The sequence below is a fragment of the Streptosporangium sp. NBC_01810 genome (assembly GCF_035917355.1).
Lineage (GTDB): Bacteria > Actinomycetota > Actinomycetes > Streptosporangiales > Streptosporangiaceae > Streptosporangium.
Genome location: NZ_CP109070.1, coordinates 4,124,527 through 4,141,441, shown reverse-complemented (window position 1 = coordinate 4,141,441; position 16,915 = coordinate 4,124,527). Strand labels below are relative to the sequence as shown.

At 70.6% G+C, this 16,915-nt stretch carries 14 protein-coding genes; 11 read left to right on the top strand and 3 right to left on the bottom strand.

Going from position 1 to position 16,915, the window contains the following annotated elements:
- Window positions 1–93: 93 nt before the first annotated feature.
- From OIE13_RS17855 to OIE13_RS17830, 6 genes are all read left to right on the top strand, one after another.
- The gene (locus OIE13_RS17855) at window positions 94–1,161 is read left to right on the top strand and encodes a M24 family metallopeptidase (protein ID WP_326638306.1); all 1,068 of its coding nucleotides are present in this window, start codon (window positions 94–96) and stop codon (window positions 1,159–1,161) included.
- A 26-nt stretch (window positions 1,162–1,187) separates the two neighbouring features.
- Window positions 1,188–1,748, top strand: coding sequence for an elongation factor P (efp, locus tag OIE13_RS17850; RefSeq protein WP_326638308.1), 561 nt, complete (start codon window positions 1,188–1,190; stop codon window positions 1,746–1,748).
- A complete protein-coding gene (nusB, locus tag OIE13_RS17845) occupies window positions 1,748–2,158 on the top strand; it encodes a transcription antitermination factor NusB (RefSeq protein ID WP_326638310.1) in 411 nt (136 codons plus the stop codon). The genes efp and nusB overlap by 1 nt, the downstream gene beginning before the upstream one ends.
- Window positions 2,159–2,489: 331 nt before the next feature.
- Window positions 2,490–3,248, top strand: a complete 759-nt coding sequence (locus OIE13_RS17840) for a class I SAM-dependent methyltransferase (RefSeq protein WP_326638311.1) — start codon at window positions 2,490–2,492, stop codon at window positions 3,246–3,248.
- 55 nt (window positions 3,249–3,303) lie between these two features.
- Window positions 3,304–4,524, top strand: coding sequence for a DNA polymerase IV (dinB, locus tag OIE13_RS17835; RefSeq protein WP_326647032.1), 1,221 nt, complete (start codon window positions 3,304–3,306; stop codon window positions 4,522–4,524).
- 147 nt (window positions 4,525–4,671) lie between these two features.
- The gene (locus tag OIE13_RS17830) at window positions 4,672–5,073 is read left to right on the top strand and encodes a DUF3040 domain-containing protein (protein WP_326647033.1); all 402 of its coding nucleotides are present in this window, start codon (window positions 4,672–4,674) and stop codon (window positions 5,071–5,073) included.
- An 84-nt stretch (window positions 5,074–5,157) separates the two neighbouring features.
- Here OIE13_RS17830 and OIE13_RS17825 read toward each other — a convergent pair whose 3' ends face one another.
- From OIE13_RS17825 to OIE13_RS17815, 3 genes are read right to left on the bottom strand one after another with little or no spacing between them, the layout of a single operon-like run.
- Window positions 5,158–7,572, bottom strand: coding sequence for a transglutaminase TgpA family protein (locus OIE13_RS17825; RefSeq protein WP_326638314.1), 2,415 nt, complete (start codon window positions 7,570–7,572; stop codon window positions 5,158–5,160).
- Window positions 7,569–8,825, bottom strand: coding sequence for a DUF58 domain-containing protein (locus tag OIE13_RS17820; RefSeq protein ID WP_326638316.1), 1,257 nt, complete (start codon window positions 8,823–8,825; stop codon window positions 7,569–7,571). The genes OIE13_RS17825 and OIE13_RS17820 overlap by 4 nt, the downstream gene beginning before the upstream one ends.
- Window positions 8,822–9,799 carry an AAA family ATPase gene (locus OIE13_RS17815; RefSeq protein WP_326638318.1) on the bottom strand — a complete coding sequence of 326 codons (978 nt, stop codon included), beginning with the start codon at window positions 9,797–9,799 and terminating at the stop codon, window positions 8,822–8,824. The genes OIE13_RS17820 and OIE13_RS17815 overlap by 4 nt, the downstream gene beginning before the upstream one ends.
- A 491-nt stretch (window positions 9,800–10,290) precedes the next feature.
- Here OIE13_RS17815 and mraZ point away from each other — a divergent pair, with 491 nt between their 5' ends.
- The 5 genes from mraZ to OIE13_RS17790 all read left to right on the top strand — a co-directional run bounded on the left by mraZ (window position 10,291) and on the right by OIE13_RS17790 (window position 16,903).
- Complete coding sequence (gene mraZ, locus OIE13_RS17810; protein WP_326647034.1) at window positions 10,291–10,722, top strand: division/cell wall cluster transcriptional repressor MraZ; 432 nt, start codon at window positions 10,291–10,293, stop codon at window positions 10,720–10,722.
- Window positions 10,723–10,947: 225 nt separating this feature from the next.
- Complete coding sequence (gene rsmH / locus OIE13_RS17805) at window positions 10,948–11,940, top strand: 16S rRNA (cytosine(1402)-N(4))-methyltransferase RsmH (RefSeq protein WP_326638320.1); 993 nt, start codon at window positions 10,948–10,950, stop codon at window positions 11,938–11,940.
- Complete coding sequence (locus OIE13_RS17800; RefSeq protein ID WP_326638322.1) at window positions 11,918–12,442, top strand: hypothetical protein; 525 nt, start codon at window positions 11,918–11,920, stop codon at window positions 12,440–12,442. Before rsmH ends, OIE13_RS17800 begins: the two co-directional genes overlap by 23 nt.
- A 1,091-nt stretch (window positions 12,443–13,533) precedes the next feature.
- The gene (locus tag OIE13_RS17795) at window positions 13,534–15,318 is read left to right on the top strand and encodes a peptidoglycan D,D-transpeptidase FtsI family protein (RefSeq protein WP_326638324.1); all 1,785 of its coding nucleotides are present in this window, start codon (window positions 13,534–13,536) and stop codon (window positions 15,316–15,318) included.
- A gap of 40 nt (window positions 15,319–15,358) precedes the next feature.
- Complete coding sequence (locus OIE13_RS17790) at window positions 15,359–16,903, top strand: UDP-N-acetylmuramoyl-L-alanyl-D-glutamate--2,6-diaminopimelate ligase (RefSeq protein ID WP_326828432.1); 1,545 nt, start codon at window positions 15,359–15,361, stop codon at window positions 16,901–16,903.
- Window positions 16,904–16,915: the final 12 nt, after the last annotated feature.

Here is a 16,915-nt window from a genome sequence, read left to right as displayed (position 1 = left end):
GGCGCTCCTGGTAGGGGGGAAAGTTAGGAAAGCTTCCTAACGTTCCTTGGGAACGTAACGACACCGGCGTAAAGGGTCAATAGCATGCGGGACATGAGCCTCACCCATGCCCTGCGCCGTGAGCGTCTGACCACCCTGCTCGCCGCTCACGAGGCGGACGCGATCCTGGTCACCCACGGCGTCAACGTGCGCTACCTGACCGGCCTGGACAGTTCCAACGCGGCCGTGCTCGTCCGGGCCGACACCGCTGCCACGCTGGCCACCGACTCGCGCTACTTCGAGACCGCCCGGAGGGTCTGCTCGGGCATCGAGGTGATCGAGGAACGCGACGTCGCCGGAGCCCTGGCCACGCTGGCCGGCCGGGTCGCCGTCGAGGCCGACCACATGCCCGTCGCCGACTACTTCCGGCTGGGCGGGGACCTGCCGCGCCTGTCCGGGCTGGTGGAGTCGGTGCGCCAGATCAAGGACGAGGCCGAGATCGATCTCATCCGCACCGCGTGCGAGCTCACGGACCGGGCCTTCGCCGAGGTCCTGCCCGAACTGCGTCCGGGGCTGACCGAGAAGGAGGTCGCCAGGGCGCTGGAGCGCCGGATGGTCGAGTCGGGCGCGGACGGACTCGCCTTCGAGTCGATCGTCGCGAGCGGGCCCAACGGCGCGATCCCGCACCACTCGCCCTCGGACCGGCCGCTGGAGCGTGGAGACCTGGTCACCATGGACTTCGGGGCGCTGTACCGGGGCTACCACGCCGACATGACCAGAACCGTGGCGATCGGCGAGCCCGCCGGTTGGCAGCGCGAGCTGTACGACCTGGTCCGAGCCTCCCAGCGGGCCGGCCGCCGGGCCGTGCGGATCGGCGCGGCATTCCACGAGGTGGACGCCGCAGCCCGCGACCTGATCGCCGAGGCGGGATACGGGGAGTTCTTCAAGCACGGTCTCGGTCACGGAGTCGGGCTGGAGATCCACGAGTTGCCGTTCCTGTCTCCGCGAAAGCCAGAGCCTGACCACGAGCACGCTAGAATAGAGGACCGAGTTCCGGTCACGGTTGAACCCGGGGTATATCTTCCCGGCAAGGGTGGTGTCCGCATCGAGGACACGCTCGTGGCGCGTGATGGCGGGCCGGAACTTCTCACCCGGACGACCAAAGAGCTGCTCGTCCTCTAAGAGCGGCCGTACGCAGGAGAGAACTAGTGGCGACGACGAACGACCTCAAGAACGGCCTGGTGCTCAAGCTCGACGGCGGTGAGCTCTGGGCTGTCGTGGAGTTCCAGCACGTCAAGCCGGGCAAGGGCGGCGCGTTCGTCCGCACCAAGCTCAAGAACGTGCTATCGGGCAAGGTCGTCGACAAGACCTTCAACGCGGGTGTCAAGGTCGAGGTGGCCAACGTCGACAAGCGCGAGATGCAGTTCTCGTACATGGACGGCGACGACTACGTCTTCATGGACACCGAGACCTACGACATGCTCCACGTCACCAGGGCCGCGGTCGGCGACTCCGCCAACTACCTGCTGGAGAACATGCTGGCCACCGTGGCGATCAACGAGGGCAACGTCCTCTACGTCGACCTGCCCGCGGCCGTCGAGCTGATCGTCGCGGAGACCGAGCCCGGCCTTCAGGGCGACCGCTCCACCGGCGGCACCAAGCCCGCCAAGCTGGAGACCGGCGCCGAGATCAAGGTGCCGCTGTTCATCACCACCGGCGAGAAGGTCAAGGTCGACACCCGCACCGGCGATTATCTCGGCCGCGCCTGATGTCGGCACGTGGTAAGGCGCGCAGGCGCGCGCTGGACATCCTCTTCGAGGCGGAGGCCCGGAACGAGGACCCGCTCAGCGTTCTCGCCGAGCGTCTGGAGCGGGCCGAGCCGCCCGTCAACGAATACACCTCGACGATCGTCGAAGGCGTGTGCCGGCACCGGTCGCGCATCGACGAGCTGATCACCACCTACGCCGACGGCTGGACGCTCGACCGCATGCCCGCGGTCGACCGCAACCTCCTGCGTGGCGGCACCTACGAGCTGCTGTGGATGCCCGACGTCCCCGAGGGCGTCGTCATCAGCGAATGGGTCAGCCTGGCCTCGGAGCTGTCGACCGACGAGTCGCCGCAGTTCGTCAACGGTCTGATGGCCCGGTTCAAGCAGCTCAAGCCGTCCCTGACGCTCTAGCCGCGCCCCGCGGGGAGTCGTCCCTCGTCTCCCCGCCCCGGAGCGTACTCCCGCGCGCGCTCTCCTCGCGTACCTGTGCGGGACCCTGTGCGGGACCGCCTCATTGCGAGTACGGGCCCCTACCCGCGGCCCGGAAGACGGCTCGGAAGACGGCCCGGAAGGACGCCACCCCTCTCCGCGGATCCGACCGTCCTCCTCGGGACGCGCCGGCCGGATCCCCCCGCGTCGGGAAAAAGACTCGATCAAGCAGGAGTATGGATAGTCCTTGGGGCGTGCCTGGGGGGCGCGCGGCGTAGGCTGGGCTCGTCACGTATGAGGAGGCGATCTGAAGTTGCACGCCGTAGGCATCTCACGGCACGCAGGCACCCCGGCGGTCCGCACCGCGGTCGTATGGGACGTCCTGAGCGCCGTGCTGGTCGAACGGGTGGCCGCGACGGGCCGTGATCGGCTCGACATCGTCGACGCCGGGGGTGGCACGGGTGGTTTCGCCGTTCCCCTGGCCGAGAAGGGCCACGCCGTGACGGTCGTCGACCCCAGCCCCGACTCGCTCGCCGCGCTGGAGCGCCGCGCGGCCGAGGCGGGGGTGGAGGTGCGCGCCCTGCAGGGCGACGCCGCGGACCTGGGGGATCTGCTCCCGGGCGGCGGCACCGACCTGGTGCTCTGCCACAGCGTGCTGGAGTACGTGGAGGACCCGATCGGCGCGGTGAGGGCCATGGCCGGCCTGCTGCGCGAGGGCGGCGTGATCAGCGTGCTCGCCGCGAACCCGCTCGCCGCCGCGCTGCACCGTGCCTTCGCCGGCCGCTTCGACGAGGCCCGCCAGGTCCTGGACGACCCCGAGGGCCGTTGGGGCGACCGCGACCCCACACCCAGGCGCTTCACCCGCGAGGCACTGGAGCGGCTTCTCGTCACGACGGGCTTCGCGCCCGGCGAGGTTCACGGCGTGCGGATCTTCGCCGACCTGGTGCCCAGCAGGCTGCTCGACGGCGAACCCGGAGCCGCGCGCGCCCTGGTCACCCTGGAGCAGGCGGCGGCGGCGCACCCGGTGCTCCGCGACATCGCGACCCAGCTGCACGTGCTTGGCCACCGGTGAGCACCACATCGAACGCGTGTTCTCGTAGAATGGCGTCGTGTCGAGAAAGCAGCAGATGCCGCGCCCGGAGTCGGATCTGGGGACGGACGACACCGGCTGCCCGATCCTCCATGTCGACATGGACGCCTTCTACGCCGGTGTCGAACTGCGCGAGCGCCCTGAGCTCCGGGGCACCCCCGTCATCATCGGCGCGCCCGGCGCGCGCGGGGTGGTGCTCAGCGCCACCTACGAGGCCCGGAGATTCGGGGTGCACTCGGCCATGCCCATGACCCGGGCCCGACGGCTCTGCCCCCACGCCGTGATCATCCCGCCGAGCCGCGGCAAGTACGCGGAGGTCTCCCGGCGTGTCATGGAGATCTTCCAAACCTTCACCCCCGAGGTCGAGCCGATAGCCTCCGACGAGGCGTTCCTCGATGTCGGCGGGGCACGCAAACGTCTCGGCCCCCCGGCGGCGATCGCCCGGATGATCCGCGAACAGGTCGTGCGCGAGCAGGGTGTCACCTGTTCCGTCGGAGTCGCAGGCAGCAAGTTCGTGGCAAAGCTCGCCTCGCGCCACTGCAAGCCGGACGGGCTGTTCGTGGTTCCCGCCGACAGGGTGGTCGACTTCCTGCACCCGCTCCCCGTGGCGGCGCTGTGGGGCGTCGGGGAGCACACCGAGCGGTCACTGGCCCGGCTCGGTATCAAGACGGTCGGCGATCTCGCCGGGGTCCCGGTGGACACGCTCCGGCGCGAGCTGGGCCAGGCGGCGGGCACGCACCTCGCGGCGCTGGCCTGGGGGCGTGACGAGCGCCCCGTGACCCCGCACGTTCCCGACAAGAGCATCGGCGCGGAAGAGACATTCGCCACAGACATCGCCGACCCCGTGGAGATCCGCAGGGAGCTGCTCCGGCTCTCCGAGCGGGTCGCGGCCAGGCTCAGGCAGGGAGGCAGCGTCGGCCGCACGGTCAGCGTCAAGCTCCGCCGCGCCGACTTCACCACTCTGTCCCGCTCCCGGAGCCTGCGCGAGCCCACAGACGTCGCCAAGATCCTGTACGACGTCGCCTGCGCCCTCTACACCGACTCCGGTCTGGAGAACGTCCAGCTGAGGCTGGTCGGAGTGCGGGTGGAGAACCTCAGCCCGGCCGACGGGGCGAGCAGGCAGCTCGGCCTCGGAGAGCGTGAGACGGGCTGGCGGGAGGCCGAGCAGGCGATGGACAGGGCCGCCCGCAGATTCGGTCACAATGCGGTGCTCCCGGCCTCCCTTGTTCGCCCGCCGTTTGATGGAATAGATCCATGACGCGGCCTCCGGTTTGGACTACGTTGGACGTTTTCTTTCGTCTACGTCTACAGCCTCGTATTCTGGGGATAACCGACCGCGAGGTTCGGACACCCCGTGTCGTCCGTCACCGTCTTCCCCGTCCTGGGGCTGTCCTTGGGAGGCGCCGTGCCGCTCTCTGAGCACGAGCAGCGCTTGCTCGACCAGATCGAGCAGGCACTCTACGCCGAGGACCCGAAGTGGGCCAATACCGTCAGGATCAGTGATCCCCGCAGCCACTACAGGCGTCGCCTGGTGAAGGCCTCCATCGGCTTCATCCTGGGCGTCGTTCTGCTGATGGTCGGCGTTGTGATCATCAACATCCCGCTCGGCGTCGGCGGTTTCGTGGTCATGCTCGCCGCGTGTCTGTGGGGTCTGTCCAGCTGGAAGAGGATGAACGGGTTCGGTGAGGCCGGCGCGGCCGTGCCGTCCGATCAGCCGCGAGGCAGGGGGGGACGCCGCGGCGGCTCCCGCCAGAGCTTCATGGAACGCATGGAGGAGCGCTGGCGCCGTCGTACCGACGAGCACTAGGTTCCCCCTGACGACGAGGGCCGCTCCCGAGTGGAAGCGGCCCCTGCCATCCGGCGAGCTCGCCTTTCCATGCCCCCCGGGCGCTCAGGCGCCCTTCCCGGCCGGTCTGCGGAACCGGATGTTCTCCAGCCGGTCGAAGCCGTCCAGCGCCCGCCCGCCGAGCCTCCGCATCCGCAGGAGCGTGGAGGGCGGCAGCAGCACAGCCCTGATCCGCCTGCCGCGGGTCACGGTGGCGGCCAGCGCCCGCCGCACGCTCCGCAGGTCCTCGCGGAGCACGCCGGTCTCACCCGAGGTCCTGGCGTAGAGCATCCGCTCCACCGCCGAGGTGATCCTCCCCAGCGCGGCGGCGGCCTCCGGTTCGAACCCGTACTGCTCCGTCAGCCGCCCGGCCAGCGCGCGCGGGCTCTCACTCGCCTGTCGTGACATTCCGTAGTCGCACAACGCGTCGTCCAGTTCGGCCCAGGACGCCATCACCGCCGACTCCCGCCGGAAGGCTCTGAGTGGCGTGGCGCCGGTCGGATCCTCGCCGCCGGGATCCCCGGACCGTCGGGCGTGGTACCTGCCGCGGCGGGCCCGCAACTGCCAGCGGATCATCGCCGGGATCAGCGCGACCAGCAGCGCTGTCAGGATCCCGATGCCGATCCACGCGGCCGGCGGCATGCCCTCGTCCAGCGCGATCGGCACGCCGCCGAAGTCGGGGTCGAGCGTCCGGTCACGGCGGCCGGCCGCCGCTCCGCCGGGAATGTCGGAGTCATCGGGGCTCGCCGACGGGGCCGTGATCGGCTCTTCGGGGGTGGCCGGTGTCACCTCGGGCCGGGTGTAGGACGGCACCGTCGCACTGCCCTGGCCCGCCCCGCCCGTCGGCGTGGGCTCGAAGCGGAGCCACCCGGTTCCCTCGAAGTACAGCTCGGGCCAGGCATGCGAGTCATGGGTGCGCACCTGCCACTGCCCGGAGAGGTTGCCGCCGCCGGTGTAGCCGATGGCGACCCGGGCGGGGATGCCCAGGACGCGTGCCAGCACCGCCATGGAGGCGGCGAACTGCTCGCAGTAGCCGGTCCTGTTGCGGATCAGGAAGTCGGTCAGCGCCGGGCCGTCGTGTCCCTGGGTGGCCAGGCTGTAGGTGAACCCGCCCTTGCCGGTGAAGAACTCCTGCAGCTGGATCGCCTGCTCGTACTGGCTGGAGCCGCGCTTGGTCACCCGCGCGGCCAGTTCCCTGATCTCCCCGGGAAGGCTCTCCGGCAGCTCCAGGTACCGCTCCCTGATCGCCGGGGCAGCCGGACCCGTCGCCTTGAGCGCCTCCGCCGTGGGCTCGGGCTCGGCGGTGACCACCTGGTAGGTCAGGCCCTCGGCGGTGTTCCTGGTGGAGAAGACCATGAGCGTGTCGCGGTCGGGCCGCCAGTCGCCCTCCACCGTGACCCTGGACGCGGGATAGGGCATCGGCAGGAAGCTCAGCCTCCTGACCTGCTCGCTCACCGTGATGTCGAGGGTCGCCGGCGTGACGGGCACGCTCGCGTCCTGGCCGGGGGGCGGTGGCATCGGTGCGTCGGAGGTCCGGTCCTCGGGGCGGCCCCTGGGCTCCGACATCGTCCACTGCTCGCCGTCGAAGATGTCCAGGGAGTACATCCGCAGGTAACGCGGCGCGCCGTCGCTGACCGTGTAGGTCAGCACCGTGGAGTTCTCCGGCAGCGAGAGCTGGCCGCGCAGGTTGACCATGGGGTTCGGGATGCTGATCGAGTTGCCGCCGCCCTTGCCGTTGCCCACGCCGAACGAGAACAGCGGGTCGGGCTCCAGGGTGGGGAGCAGCGCGGGCAACAGGACGGCCAGCGCGATCGCGGCGAAGCCGATGCGCCTGCCCGACAGCCGTAGCGTCCCGGAGTCGGAGGAGGGGCGCGTGACGGTGAAGGACGACGTGCGGCGCACCAGCACCGCCCGGCCCCAGTGGCTGACCCGCTCCCGCCCGTCGGCGACGAGCACCCCGAGATAGCCCAGGGCACCGATGATGAAGGCCGGCCAGCTGATCGGCTCGGCGACCACCGCCGCCGGGACGGTGAACAGCACCAGCAGCGGCAGCCCGGTGAGGGCCGCCCTGCGCAGTCGCGCGGCCAGCAGGTCGACGGAGATCACGATCAGGCCGACGCCACCGCAGGTGAGCAGGACGATTCCGTCGCTGTCCGGCACGGGGGCGGCGAACCGCTGGATGTCGGCGAAGCCCGTCTCCAGCAGCTTGGCCAGCGCGAGGACCGAGTCCTCGGTGGGCACCAGCTTCGCCCACGCCTCGTCGCCGGCGAACACCGCGGTCAGGTAGATCCAGACCGCGAGCACCTGGGCGAGCGGCACCAGCCAGCCGGGCAGCCTGTAGCGGCCGGCCAGCACGCCGATCCCGGTCACGACACCGATCACGCCGAGGCTCGTCCAGAACCAGGCGCCGCCCTGGAAGAGGGGGTAGAGCGCGATCGCGACCGCTCCCGTGGCCACGCCCGACGCGATGGAAAGTCTCATATGCCGCCCCTGCTCGCCACGGATCGCCCGCGCTGCGCGGCGTCCTGCCACACGCTTGCGACGGAGGCGCCGGCGGCCAGTCGCACGACGCGCCAGCCCGTCCCCGTCAACACCGCCCGCGCCGCCTGGAACTCCTCGTCCTCGCCGAGTTCGGGATGCTCCCATCCCGCCACGTCCAGCATCACGGCCACGCCGGTCACGTTGCCGTGCCTGGCCCTGGACAGTTCCTGGGCCTGGTCGAGGTCCATCCTGCCGAGCACTGCCACGATCAGCCCGTCGCCGCCGCCCTGGCGCAGCGCGCCGACGCCGTACTCCAGCGACCGTGCCCCGCTGGTCCGCACGACGGCCAGGGTGTCCAGCAGCGACAGGCTCAGCCCGCTGTCGGTGAGGTGCTCGGCCCCCTGATCGGTGACCAGGCGCAGGCCGAGCCCCTCGTGGGCCAGGTGCACGCCGATGGAGGCCGCGGCCGAGACCGCGGCCTCGAACGACGAGCGTGGACCCTCGCCCCGGTGGGCGTATCGCCGTGTGTCCAGCAGCAGCGCACCCCTGCTCTGCCACTGCTGCTCCTCGCGCCGCACCATCAGTTCGCCGTGCCTGGCGGTCGAGCGCCAGTGCACCCGCCGCAGGTCGTCGCCCTGCCGGTACTCGCGCGGGGCGACGTCGTCGTCCCCCGCCGCCGCGATGCTTCTGGTACGGCTGTCACCGCCGCCCGTCCACTCGCCGGACAGACGGACGTGGGGCAGTGCCACCACCTGGGGCGTCACCATCAGCGTGTCGCTGATGGTGAACGACCTGGTCAGCTCGACCAGGCCGAAGGGGTCGCTGATCCGGATGGAGAGCGGGCCGATGGTGAAGCGGCCGCGCAGGTCGGAGCGGACCCGATAGTCGATCTCCCGGATGCCCTGCGACTCCACCCGGTCCAGCACGAACCTGGGCCGGGCGCCGAGGGCGTAGGGAACGGTGTCCTCGATCATCAGCAGGCCGGTCGGCAGCCGCGTGACGTTCTCCAGACGCAGTGTCACGGTGGCCTCGCTGCCCACCTCGGCCCTGGGCGGATCCAGACGCCGCGCGCAGCTCAGCCGGTAGCGGGTGCGGGCGACCACCATGGCCGCCAGCAGCGGCAGCGAGACGATCAGTACACCGATCCTGAGTAGGTCGTGCTCGCCGAGGATGAAGGCGCACAGCAGCGCCGCGACGCCGGACGCGATGAAGGACCGGCCACGGGCGGTGAGCGCCTTGAGGCCGGAGGTCACCGGGCCTGGACCTCGGGGACGGGAACCCGGCGGACCAGGTCGGCGACCACCTGCTCGGGGAGGCGGCGCTGCCCCTGGGCCTCGATGCTGGGCAGCAGCCGGTGCGCCAGCACGGGGACGCACAACTCCTGCAGGTCGTCGGGGATGACGTAGTCGCGGCCGGCGAGCGCCGCGTGCGCCCGCGCGGCCCTGACCAGTTGCAGGGTCGAGCGAGGGGAGGCGCCCAGCCTCAGGTCGGGGGACTGGCGGGTGGCGGTCACCAGGTCGATCGCGTACTTCTTGATCGGCTGGGAGACGTAGACCCCGCGCACCGCCTCGATCAGCGCACGCACCTCTTCCGTGGTGGCCACCGGCTCCAGCTTGTCCAGCGGGGAGGCGGCGCCGTGCACGTCGAGCATCTCCAGCTCCGCGGAGGGGGCCGGATATCCCATCGCGATCCTGGCGGTGAACCGGTCGCGCTGAGCCTCGGGCAGGGGGTAGGTGCCCTCCATCTCGATCGGGTTCTGCGTCGCGATCACCATGAAGGGGGAGTCCAGCCGGTAGGTCGCCCCGTCGACCGTGACCTGGTGCTCCTCCATGCACTCCAGCAGCGCCGACTGGGTCTTCGGCGAGGCCCGGTTGATCTCGTCACCCACCACGATGTTGGCGAAGACCGGGCCCGGCTTGAACTCGAACTCCCTGGTCTGCTGGTTGTAGGCGCTCACTCCGGTGATGTCGCTCGGCAACAGGTCGGGGGTGAACTGCACGCGGCGCACCGGGCAGTCGATGGAGCGCGCCAGCGCCTTGGCGAGCATTGTCTTGCCGACGCCGGGCACGTCCTCGATGAGCAGGTGGCCCTCGGCGAGTAGTACGGTCAAGGTCAGGCGGACGACGTCGCTCTTGCCTTCGATCACCGATTCGATCGACTGGCGGATCCGGTGCGCGGTGACAACAAGATCATCGAGCTGCGGTGAGACGTCATGGGTTACTGCCACCAGGCCTCCATGAGGGTGCGGCGGTTGCGCGCCGGGGGTTGCCGTTGCGAAATCTTTGCGATCCCGTTACTCATTCTGTTTACCGACACTACGGCGCCGCGCGTCCCAGCGGCGACCTTATGTGGTCGTCAAGGATGATTTCGGGTGAACAGCCACAGTGTGTGCCACGGTCGTCGCGTTCCTGTACGGGTGACGTGTCGATCCCGTGACGGGTGTGGTGCTGTTCACCTTCCACCATTCTTCACTGCCTTACGGCTCATTCCATGATCTTTGGACTATTTGGCAATCTTCCCGACACGCCCGTGACGTATGCGGGGCCGCCTACCCCCTCCACTCCGCACCACCCCATTTGAGCTGGGGAAATGTCGGCGAAACATGCCTGGCGGAGGCCCGGAATCAGTTGACGGTGGGGAGAAGTGGAGTATGGTGGTGCCCAGTGGAGGGCAGGGCTGCGACGCCTGGCGTTCCGCTGGGCACGGGAGGTGGAGCCGATGTTCCTCGGCACTCACCACCCGCGTCTTGATGAGAAGGGACGGCTGTTCCTGCCGGCGAAGTACCGTGAGGAGCTGGCGGAGGGTCTGGTGATCACCAAAGGCCAGGAGCGTTGCCTCTACCTCTTTCCCGTAGAGGAGTTCCAGCGCATAACCGAGGCTCTGCGCAACGCGCCGGTGACCGCCAAGGCGGTCCGTGACTACAGTCGCGTCCTCTTCGCCGGCGCATCCGACGAGGTCGCCGACAAGCAGGGGCGGATCACCGTTCCGCAGGCTCTGCGCGAATACGCCGGCCTGTGCCGTGACTGCGTGGTCATCGGAGCCAACACCCGGCTGGAGATCTGGGACGCGCACGCCTGGAGCATCTATCTGGCCGACCAAGAGCAGGCTTTCGCCGATCTGTCGGAGGAGGTGCTGCCAGGGATTTTGTGACTCCACGGTCGACTCATCGGTAAAACGTCGTTCGGCGAGGTCTCCACCCGCAACCACCTGCCCGTCAGCTGATGCACCTTCCCCGGTGTCAGGTGACGGGCGGATACTCGGGTGCGGATGGGGACCTGGCCGGACGGCCCCGGGGGTGGGGGCCAGTTTCAAGACACCGGTGAGCGTCCGCCGCACGTCCGTGGGACGGGGCGGGAAAAAGGAGGGTTGCGCTTCATGCGCGCCGAAAACCACAACCATGATCTCCATACGCCGGGGGGACACGTCCCCGTCATGCTCGACCGGGTGCTGGAGTTGCTCGCTCCGGCGCTGGCCCGCCCCGCCCCGGTGCTCGTCGACGCCAACCTCGGACTCGGCGGCCACGCCGAGGCACTGCTCGCCGCGCACCCCTCGCTCCATCTGATCGGGATCGACCGCGACCCCACCGCCATCGAGCGCTCCACGGCCAGGCTCGCGCCGTACGCGAATCGGATCACGCTGGTGCGCGCCGTCTCCGACGAGCTTTCCGGGGTGCTGGCCGACGCCGGCCACCCCCGCGTCGACGCCGCCCTGTTCGACCTGGGCGTCTCCTCGCCGCAGCTGGACGAGGCCGAGCGTGGTTTCGCCTACTCCTATGACGCGCCGCTGGACATGCGGATGGACCGTGACGAGGAGCTCACGGCCGAGATCGTGGTGAACACCTATCCGGCCGCCGAGCTGATCCGGATCCTGCGGGATTACGGAGAAGAACGATTCGCCCCGCGTGTCGCGCATCTAATTCTCAAGGAAAGGGCCAGGGAGGCCATAACGTCTACCAAGAGGCTTGCGGAGATCGTCCGGACGGCGATCCCCGCTGCTACCCGTAGGACAGGGGGAAACCCCGCTAAAAGGACTTTTCAGGCGTTGCGGATCGAGGTGAACGCGGAGTTGACGGCGCTGGAACGCGCGCTCCCAGCCGCGCTCGACGCATTGACGCTGGGCGGGCGCGTCGTCGTGCTCGCGTACCACTCCCTCGAAGACCGGCTGACAAAGCAGGTCATCACCGCGCGGACCAGGGACACCGGTCCTGTTGGCCTCCCTGTCCCGCTGCCGGCTCACCAGCCGCGGTTCGCGCTCCTGACGAGGGGGGCCGAGCTTCCGAGCGAAGAGGAGGTGGCCCGCAACCCGCGGGCGGCCTCTGCCCGGTGTCGGGCGGCAGAGAGGATCCGTGAGGCAGTTGACGAGGAGTGAGACAGACGTCCGACGTGCCGCGCCCAGCCGTGCGGTACCCGGTCGCGGCGCGCGCCCCGCGCGTGTCCCCCGTACGACGCCGCAGGGACGCCGCACCGGTCCGGTCAGGCCCGTCTCCGGTCCGGCCGCGCCGGCCCAGGCGGCTCCCGCGGCCCGTCGCGCGCGGGCGCCGAGGGCTCCCTTCCTGCTGCTCGTGGTCGGCCTGCTCTGCGGCGGCCTGGTCAGCCTGCTGTTGCTGAACGCCGTGCTCGCCAAGGACTCCTTCAGGGCCAACGGGCTACGCAAGGAGATCAGCGGTCTGCGCATCGAGAAAGAGGCGAAGCAGAGCGAGAACATGCGGAGGGAGATGCCCGACGCGGTCGCGAAGAGCAACGAGTACCAGGGGCTTGGGCCCGACTGGGGCACCGCACGCGTCATCACCCCCGACAAACCCGCCAGCAGGACCGCCAGTGACGGTCAGACGCCCGCAGGGCAGGAGCGAGTGCCGGGCACGGGCCAGTGAGAGAGAGCGGCGGGCGAGGGCCGGGACAGGGCCGCGGCGGCTCCCCGGGCGGAGCGTCCGGAAGCTCCGGCCGCCGGTCTCCCGGCGGTCCCGGCCGGACGGGCAGGCCCGGTGGCGCCCCGGACGCCCCCGGCGGTCCCGGCTCCGACGGCACCGGGTCCTCCGGGGCCCCCGGCGTCCCCGACAGCCCTGGCGGGTCTGCCTCCCCGGGCAGGCCCCCGGCGTCCGGCAGGTCCGGTTCTTCGGGTGGGTCGTCCGGTTCTTCGAGGTCGTCTGGTTCGTCTGGTTCCGGTCGTGCGGGTTCTTCGGGCCGGGCACAGGGCGCCGACAGGCCGAACAGGTCCCGCTCGCAGGGCGTGCCGGGTTCCTCGGGCAGACCATCCGCCGCGGGCTCCGGCCGGGCGGGTTCTCCGTCCAGGAGACAGGGGGGCGAGGGGGCGGCCGGTTCCTCCAGGGGGCGGTTCCCCGCCGAGGGCCCCGGCCCGGGCAAGGGGCAGGGGGCAGGGCGGACCGGCAGGCCGGGCTCCGCGGCGAGGCCGTCCGCCCCGGGCGGCTCCGGCCGGGCGTCCGCCTCCGGCGGACCTGGCAGGACGGGCTCGCCCGGCAGGCCGACGGCCTCGGAGGGCACCGGCAGACCTGACAAGCCTGACAAATCTGACAAATCTAATAAGCCTGATGGGCCTGCCAGGTCCGGCTCACCGGCGAGGCCGTCGGCCGCGGGCATGTCCGGCGGGTCCGGTTCTCCGGGTGGGCAGGGCCCCACCGGCAGGCAGGGTTCCACCGGCAGGCAGAGGCCCACCGCGCGGCCACCCGTCCCCGACGCGCCAGGCAGGGCGGGAGCGCGTCCGGGCAGGGGCGCCTCCGGGGCGCCGGGCGGATCCTCCGCACTCCGGGCGACAGGTGGCCCCGGCAGGCCCCCGGGCACCTCGGCGTCGCGCAGGTCGACCGGTTCCGAGGCCGCGCGCGGGCCGACGCGGCCCTCAAGGACCCAGGAGCCACCCGGCCCACCGGGTCCGCCGGGTCCGCCGGGCCGGGTGCGGCCCGCGCCGAGGCGCGGGGATGAGCGGCCGCAGGATCAGGAGTACACGCGCGTGACGGGACGTGGCGGCGGCAGGCCACCGCGGCCTCCGGCGCGCCCGTCCGCGGTACTGCGCCTGGGCAACCCCCGCAGGCGCATCGGTATCGGCCTGATGGCGATGACCTTCGTGCTGTCCATCTTCGCGGGGCGGCTCATCCAGCTCCAGGGCCTCGACTCGAAGGTCTACACCGCCGAGGCGGCCAAGCAACGCGTACAGGGTGAGAAGCTGCCCGCGAGAAGGGGCTCGATCACCGATGTCAACGGCAACGAGCTCGCGCTGACCCTGGAGGCGCGCGAGATCTTCGTGGACCCCTCGCAGGTCGTCGCCGCGCAGCGCGACCGGGTGGCCACGGTCCTGGCCAAGGAGCTGAACGAGCCCAAGGATCCGATCGCCGCCAAGCTGGCCGACGGCACCAGCCACTACGCGCAGGTCGCCGCGGCCGTCGACCCCGCGCTCGCCCAGCGGATCATGGCGTACGAGTTCAAGGGTGTCGGCAGCAAGCACCGCTACCGGCGTGACTACCCGGGCGGCAACCTGGCGGGCAGCCTGCTGGGTTTCGTCGGCACCGACGGCACGGGGCTGGCCGGGCTGGAGAGCACCTACGACAAGCTGCTCGCGGGCCGAGACGGCGAGCAGATCATCGAGACGGGCGCCAGGGGGCAGCGCATCCCGATGACCCGCAGCACCCTGCGGGCGCCCGTCGAGGGCAGGGACGTGCGGCTGACCATCAACCGCGACGTCCAGTGGGCCGCGCAGAAGGCGATCAGCGATCAGGTCCAGGCCACCGGGTCCCGCACCGGCAGTGCCATCGTGATGGACGTGCAGACCGGCCAGGTGATCGCCATGGCCAACGCGCCGGAGCTCGACCTGAGGAACTGGATGGACTCCCCGCTGGAGGACCGGGGCAACCGGTCGGTCACGGACGTGTTCGAACCGGGCAGCACCAACAAGGTCATCACCGCCGCGGCGGCACTGGAGTCGGGGGCCGTGCGGCCGGAGACCCTGTTCACCGTCCCCGACCGGATCAGGTGTGCCGACCGGGTGCTGAAGGACTCCCACCCGCATGCCACGGAGCGCCTGACCTTCTCGGGCGTCGTGGCGACGTCCAGCAACGTGGGCACGATCCTCGCCACCCAGAAGATCGGCGATGAGAAGCTCCACTCGATGCTCCAGCGCTTCGGTTTCGGCGCGAAACCCGGCAGCGGGCTGCCGGGAGAGGAGGCGGGGCTGCTGCCCGACTGGAAGGACTGGTCGGGCAGCCAGCGCTGCACGATCGCCTACGGCCAGGGCATCTCGGTGACGGCGCTTCAGACGGCGAGCGTCTACCAGACCATCGCCAACGGCGGGGTGCGCGTCACCCCGCAGATCGTGGCCGGTACGACCGGCGAGAACGGCGCGTTCACGCCGTCCGCGCCGGGTAAGCGGACCCGGGTGGTCGGTGAGCGTACGGCGAGGGAGGTCGCCGCCATGCTGGAGGCCGCCGTGAGCGAGCAGGGCACCGGCAACCTCGCCGCGATCGACGGCTACCGGGTGGCGGGCAAGACGGGTACCGCGATGCGCTATGACACCAAATGTCAGGGCTACTGCGGATATACCGCGACGTTTGTTGGTTTTGCGCCGGTGGACAAGCCCCGTCTGGTCGTCCTGGCGGTACTCCAGGACCCCCAGCAGGGCTACTACGGTGGGGAGATCGCCGCCCCGGTCTTCAAGCAGCTGATGACGTTCGCGTTGAAGAGCGGGAAGATTCCCCCGACCGGAACCCGGCCCTCCCCGGTGCGGATACGCGCAGGGAGGTGACGAGTGAAGGTACGCTCTCGCCGTGCATCCCCCGTCGTCCATGCGACCCGCAACCAGTTCACCCCGTCCGCTCTCCGGGCTGGCGAGCCTCATCGGCGCGCCCTCGGGCACGTCACGAGCGCCGCTTGCCGCGGTGTCCGGGATCACCATCGACTCGCGCCAGGTGTGTCGTGGAGATCTCTACGTCGCGCTGCCGGGGGCCACGGCCCACGGGGCCGACTTCTCCGCGCAGGCCCTCGCCGCGGGTGCCGCCGCGATCCTGACCGACGAGGCGGGCAGGCAGGCCGCGGTCGCGACCGGCCTGCCGGTCCTCGTCGTGCCCAACCCACGCCGCCTGCTGGGACAGGTCTCCGCCTGGGTGTACGGCAATCCCGCGGCGGATGTGATGGTCATCGGCGTCACCGGCACCAGCGGCAAGTCCACCACCGGTTTCCTGCTGGAGGCCGGGCTGCGGGCCGCGGGACACCGGCCCGGGCTGATCGGGGGCGTGGAGATCCACGTCGGTGAGCTGCGCTTCGCGCCGAAGCTCACCACACCGGAGGCCAGCGACCTGCAGGGCCTGTTCGCCCTGATGCGCGAGCGGGGCGTCACCGCCGCGGCCATGGAGGTCTCCAGCCACGCGCTGGCGCTGGGCCGGGTCGACGAGGTGTTCTACGACGTGGCGCTGTTCACCAACCTGTCGCAGGACCACCTCGACTTCCACCGGGATCTCGACGACTACTTCGCGACGAAGGCCCGGTTGTTCACCCCCGAGATGAGCAGGGTGGGCGTCGTCAACATCGACGACGCCCACGGGCGGGAGCTCCTCGGCTTCGCGAAGATCCCGATGATCACCTTCTCCGCCGAGGGCGCCGTGGAGGCCGACTGGCGGGCGGTGGACGTGCGCCTGGAACCCGAGGGCAGCACCTTCAAGATCGTGGGTCCCGGCGGCGTCGAGGAGGCCGCGGCGATCGCCCTGCCCGGCCCCTTCAACGTGGCCAACGCCCTGGGGGCCGTCGTCGCACTGGTGGAGGCCGGTGTGCCACTGCGAGCCGCGCTGACGGGCATAGGTACGCTGGCAGGAGTTCCGGGCCGGATGGAGCGGGTTCCCGGCGGGGAGGACTTCCAGGCCATCGTCGACTACTCGCACAAGCCCGGCGCGGTCGAGTCCGTTCTGCGCTCGCTGCGCGAGGTCACCGCGGGCAGGCTCATCGTGGTCCTCGGCTGCGGGGGTGACCGTGACCGTGGTAAACGCCCAATGATGGGAGAAGCCGCCGCAAGGCTGGCAGATGTGGCTATTCTCACCAGCGACAACCCCCGCTCTGAGGATCCTCTGCGGATCCTCGCGGAGATGATGGACGGAGTTCTCGGTGTGTCCCAGGACGGACGCGCACATGTGATCATTGAGCCTGATCGTGCTGCGGCCATCGACCTGGCCATCGGCCGGGCGGGTTTCGGCGACGTCGTCGTCGTGGCCGGCAAGGGTCACGAGCAGGGCCAGTACATCGGCGACCAGGTGCTTCCTTTCGATGACAGGCAGGTCGTGGCCGACGCGATCGTCAGGCGCCGGAACCGCACCGGGCGCCGAAGCACGTATGGAGAGTAGGGAAGACGCATC

Excerpts from the sequence above, each read along its gene's own strand:
- OIE13_RS17790 (WP_326828432.1), top strand. The coding sequence starts at position 15,359 with ATGCGACCCGCAACCAGTTCACCCCGTCCGCTCTCCGGGCTGGCGAGC.
- OIE13_RS17825 (WP_326638314.1), bottom strand. The coding sequence starts at position 7,572 with ATGAGACTTTCCATCGCGTCGGGCGTGGCCACGGGAGCGGTCGCGATC.
- mraZ (WP_326647034.1), top strand. The coding sequence starts at position 10,291 with ATGTTCCTCGGCACTCACCACCCGCGTCTTGATGAGAAGGGACGGCTG.
- nusB (WP_326638310.1), top strand. The coding sequence starts at position 1,748 with ATGTCGGCACGTGGTAAGGCGCGCAGGCGCGCGCTGGACATCCTCTTC.
- dinB (WP_326647032.1), top strand. The coding sequence starts at position 3,304 with ATGCCGCGCCCGGAGTCGGATCTGGGGACGGACGACACCGGCTGCCCG.
- OIE13_RS17855 (WP_326638306.1), top strand. The coding sequence starts at position 94 with ATGAGCCTCACCCATGCCCTGCGCCGTGAGCGTCTGACCACCCTGCTC.
- rsmH (WP_326638320.1), top strand. The coding sequence starts at position 10,948 with ATGCGCGCCGAAAACCACAACCATGATCTCCATACGCCGGGGGGACAC.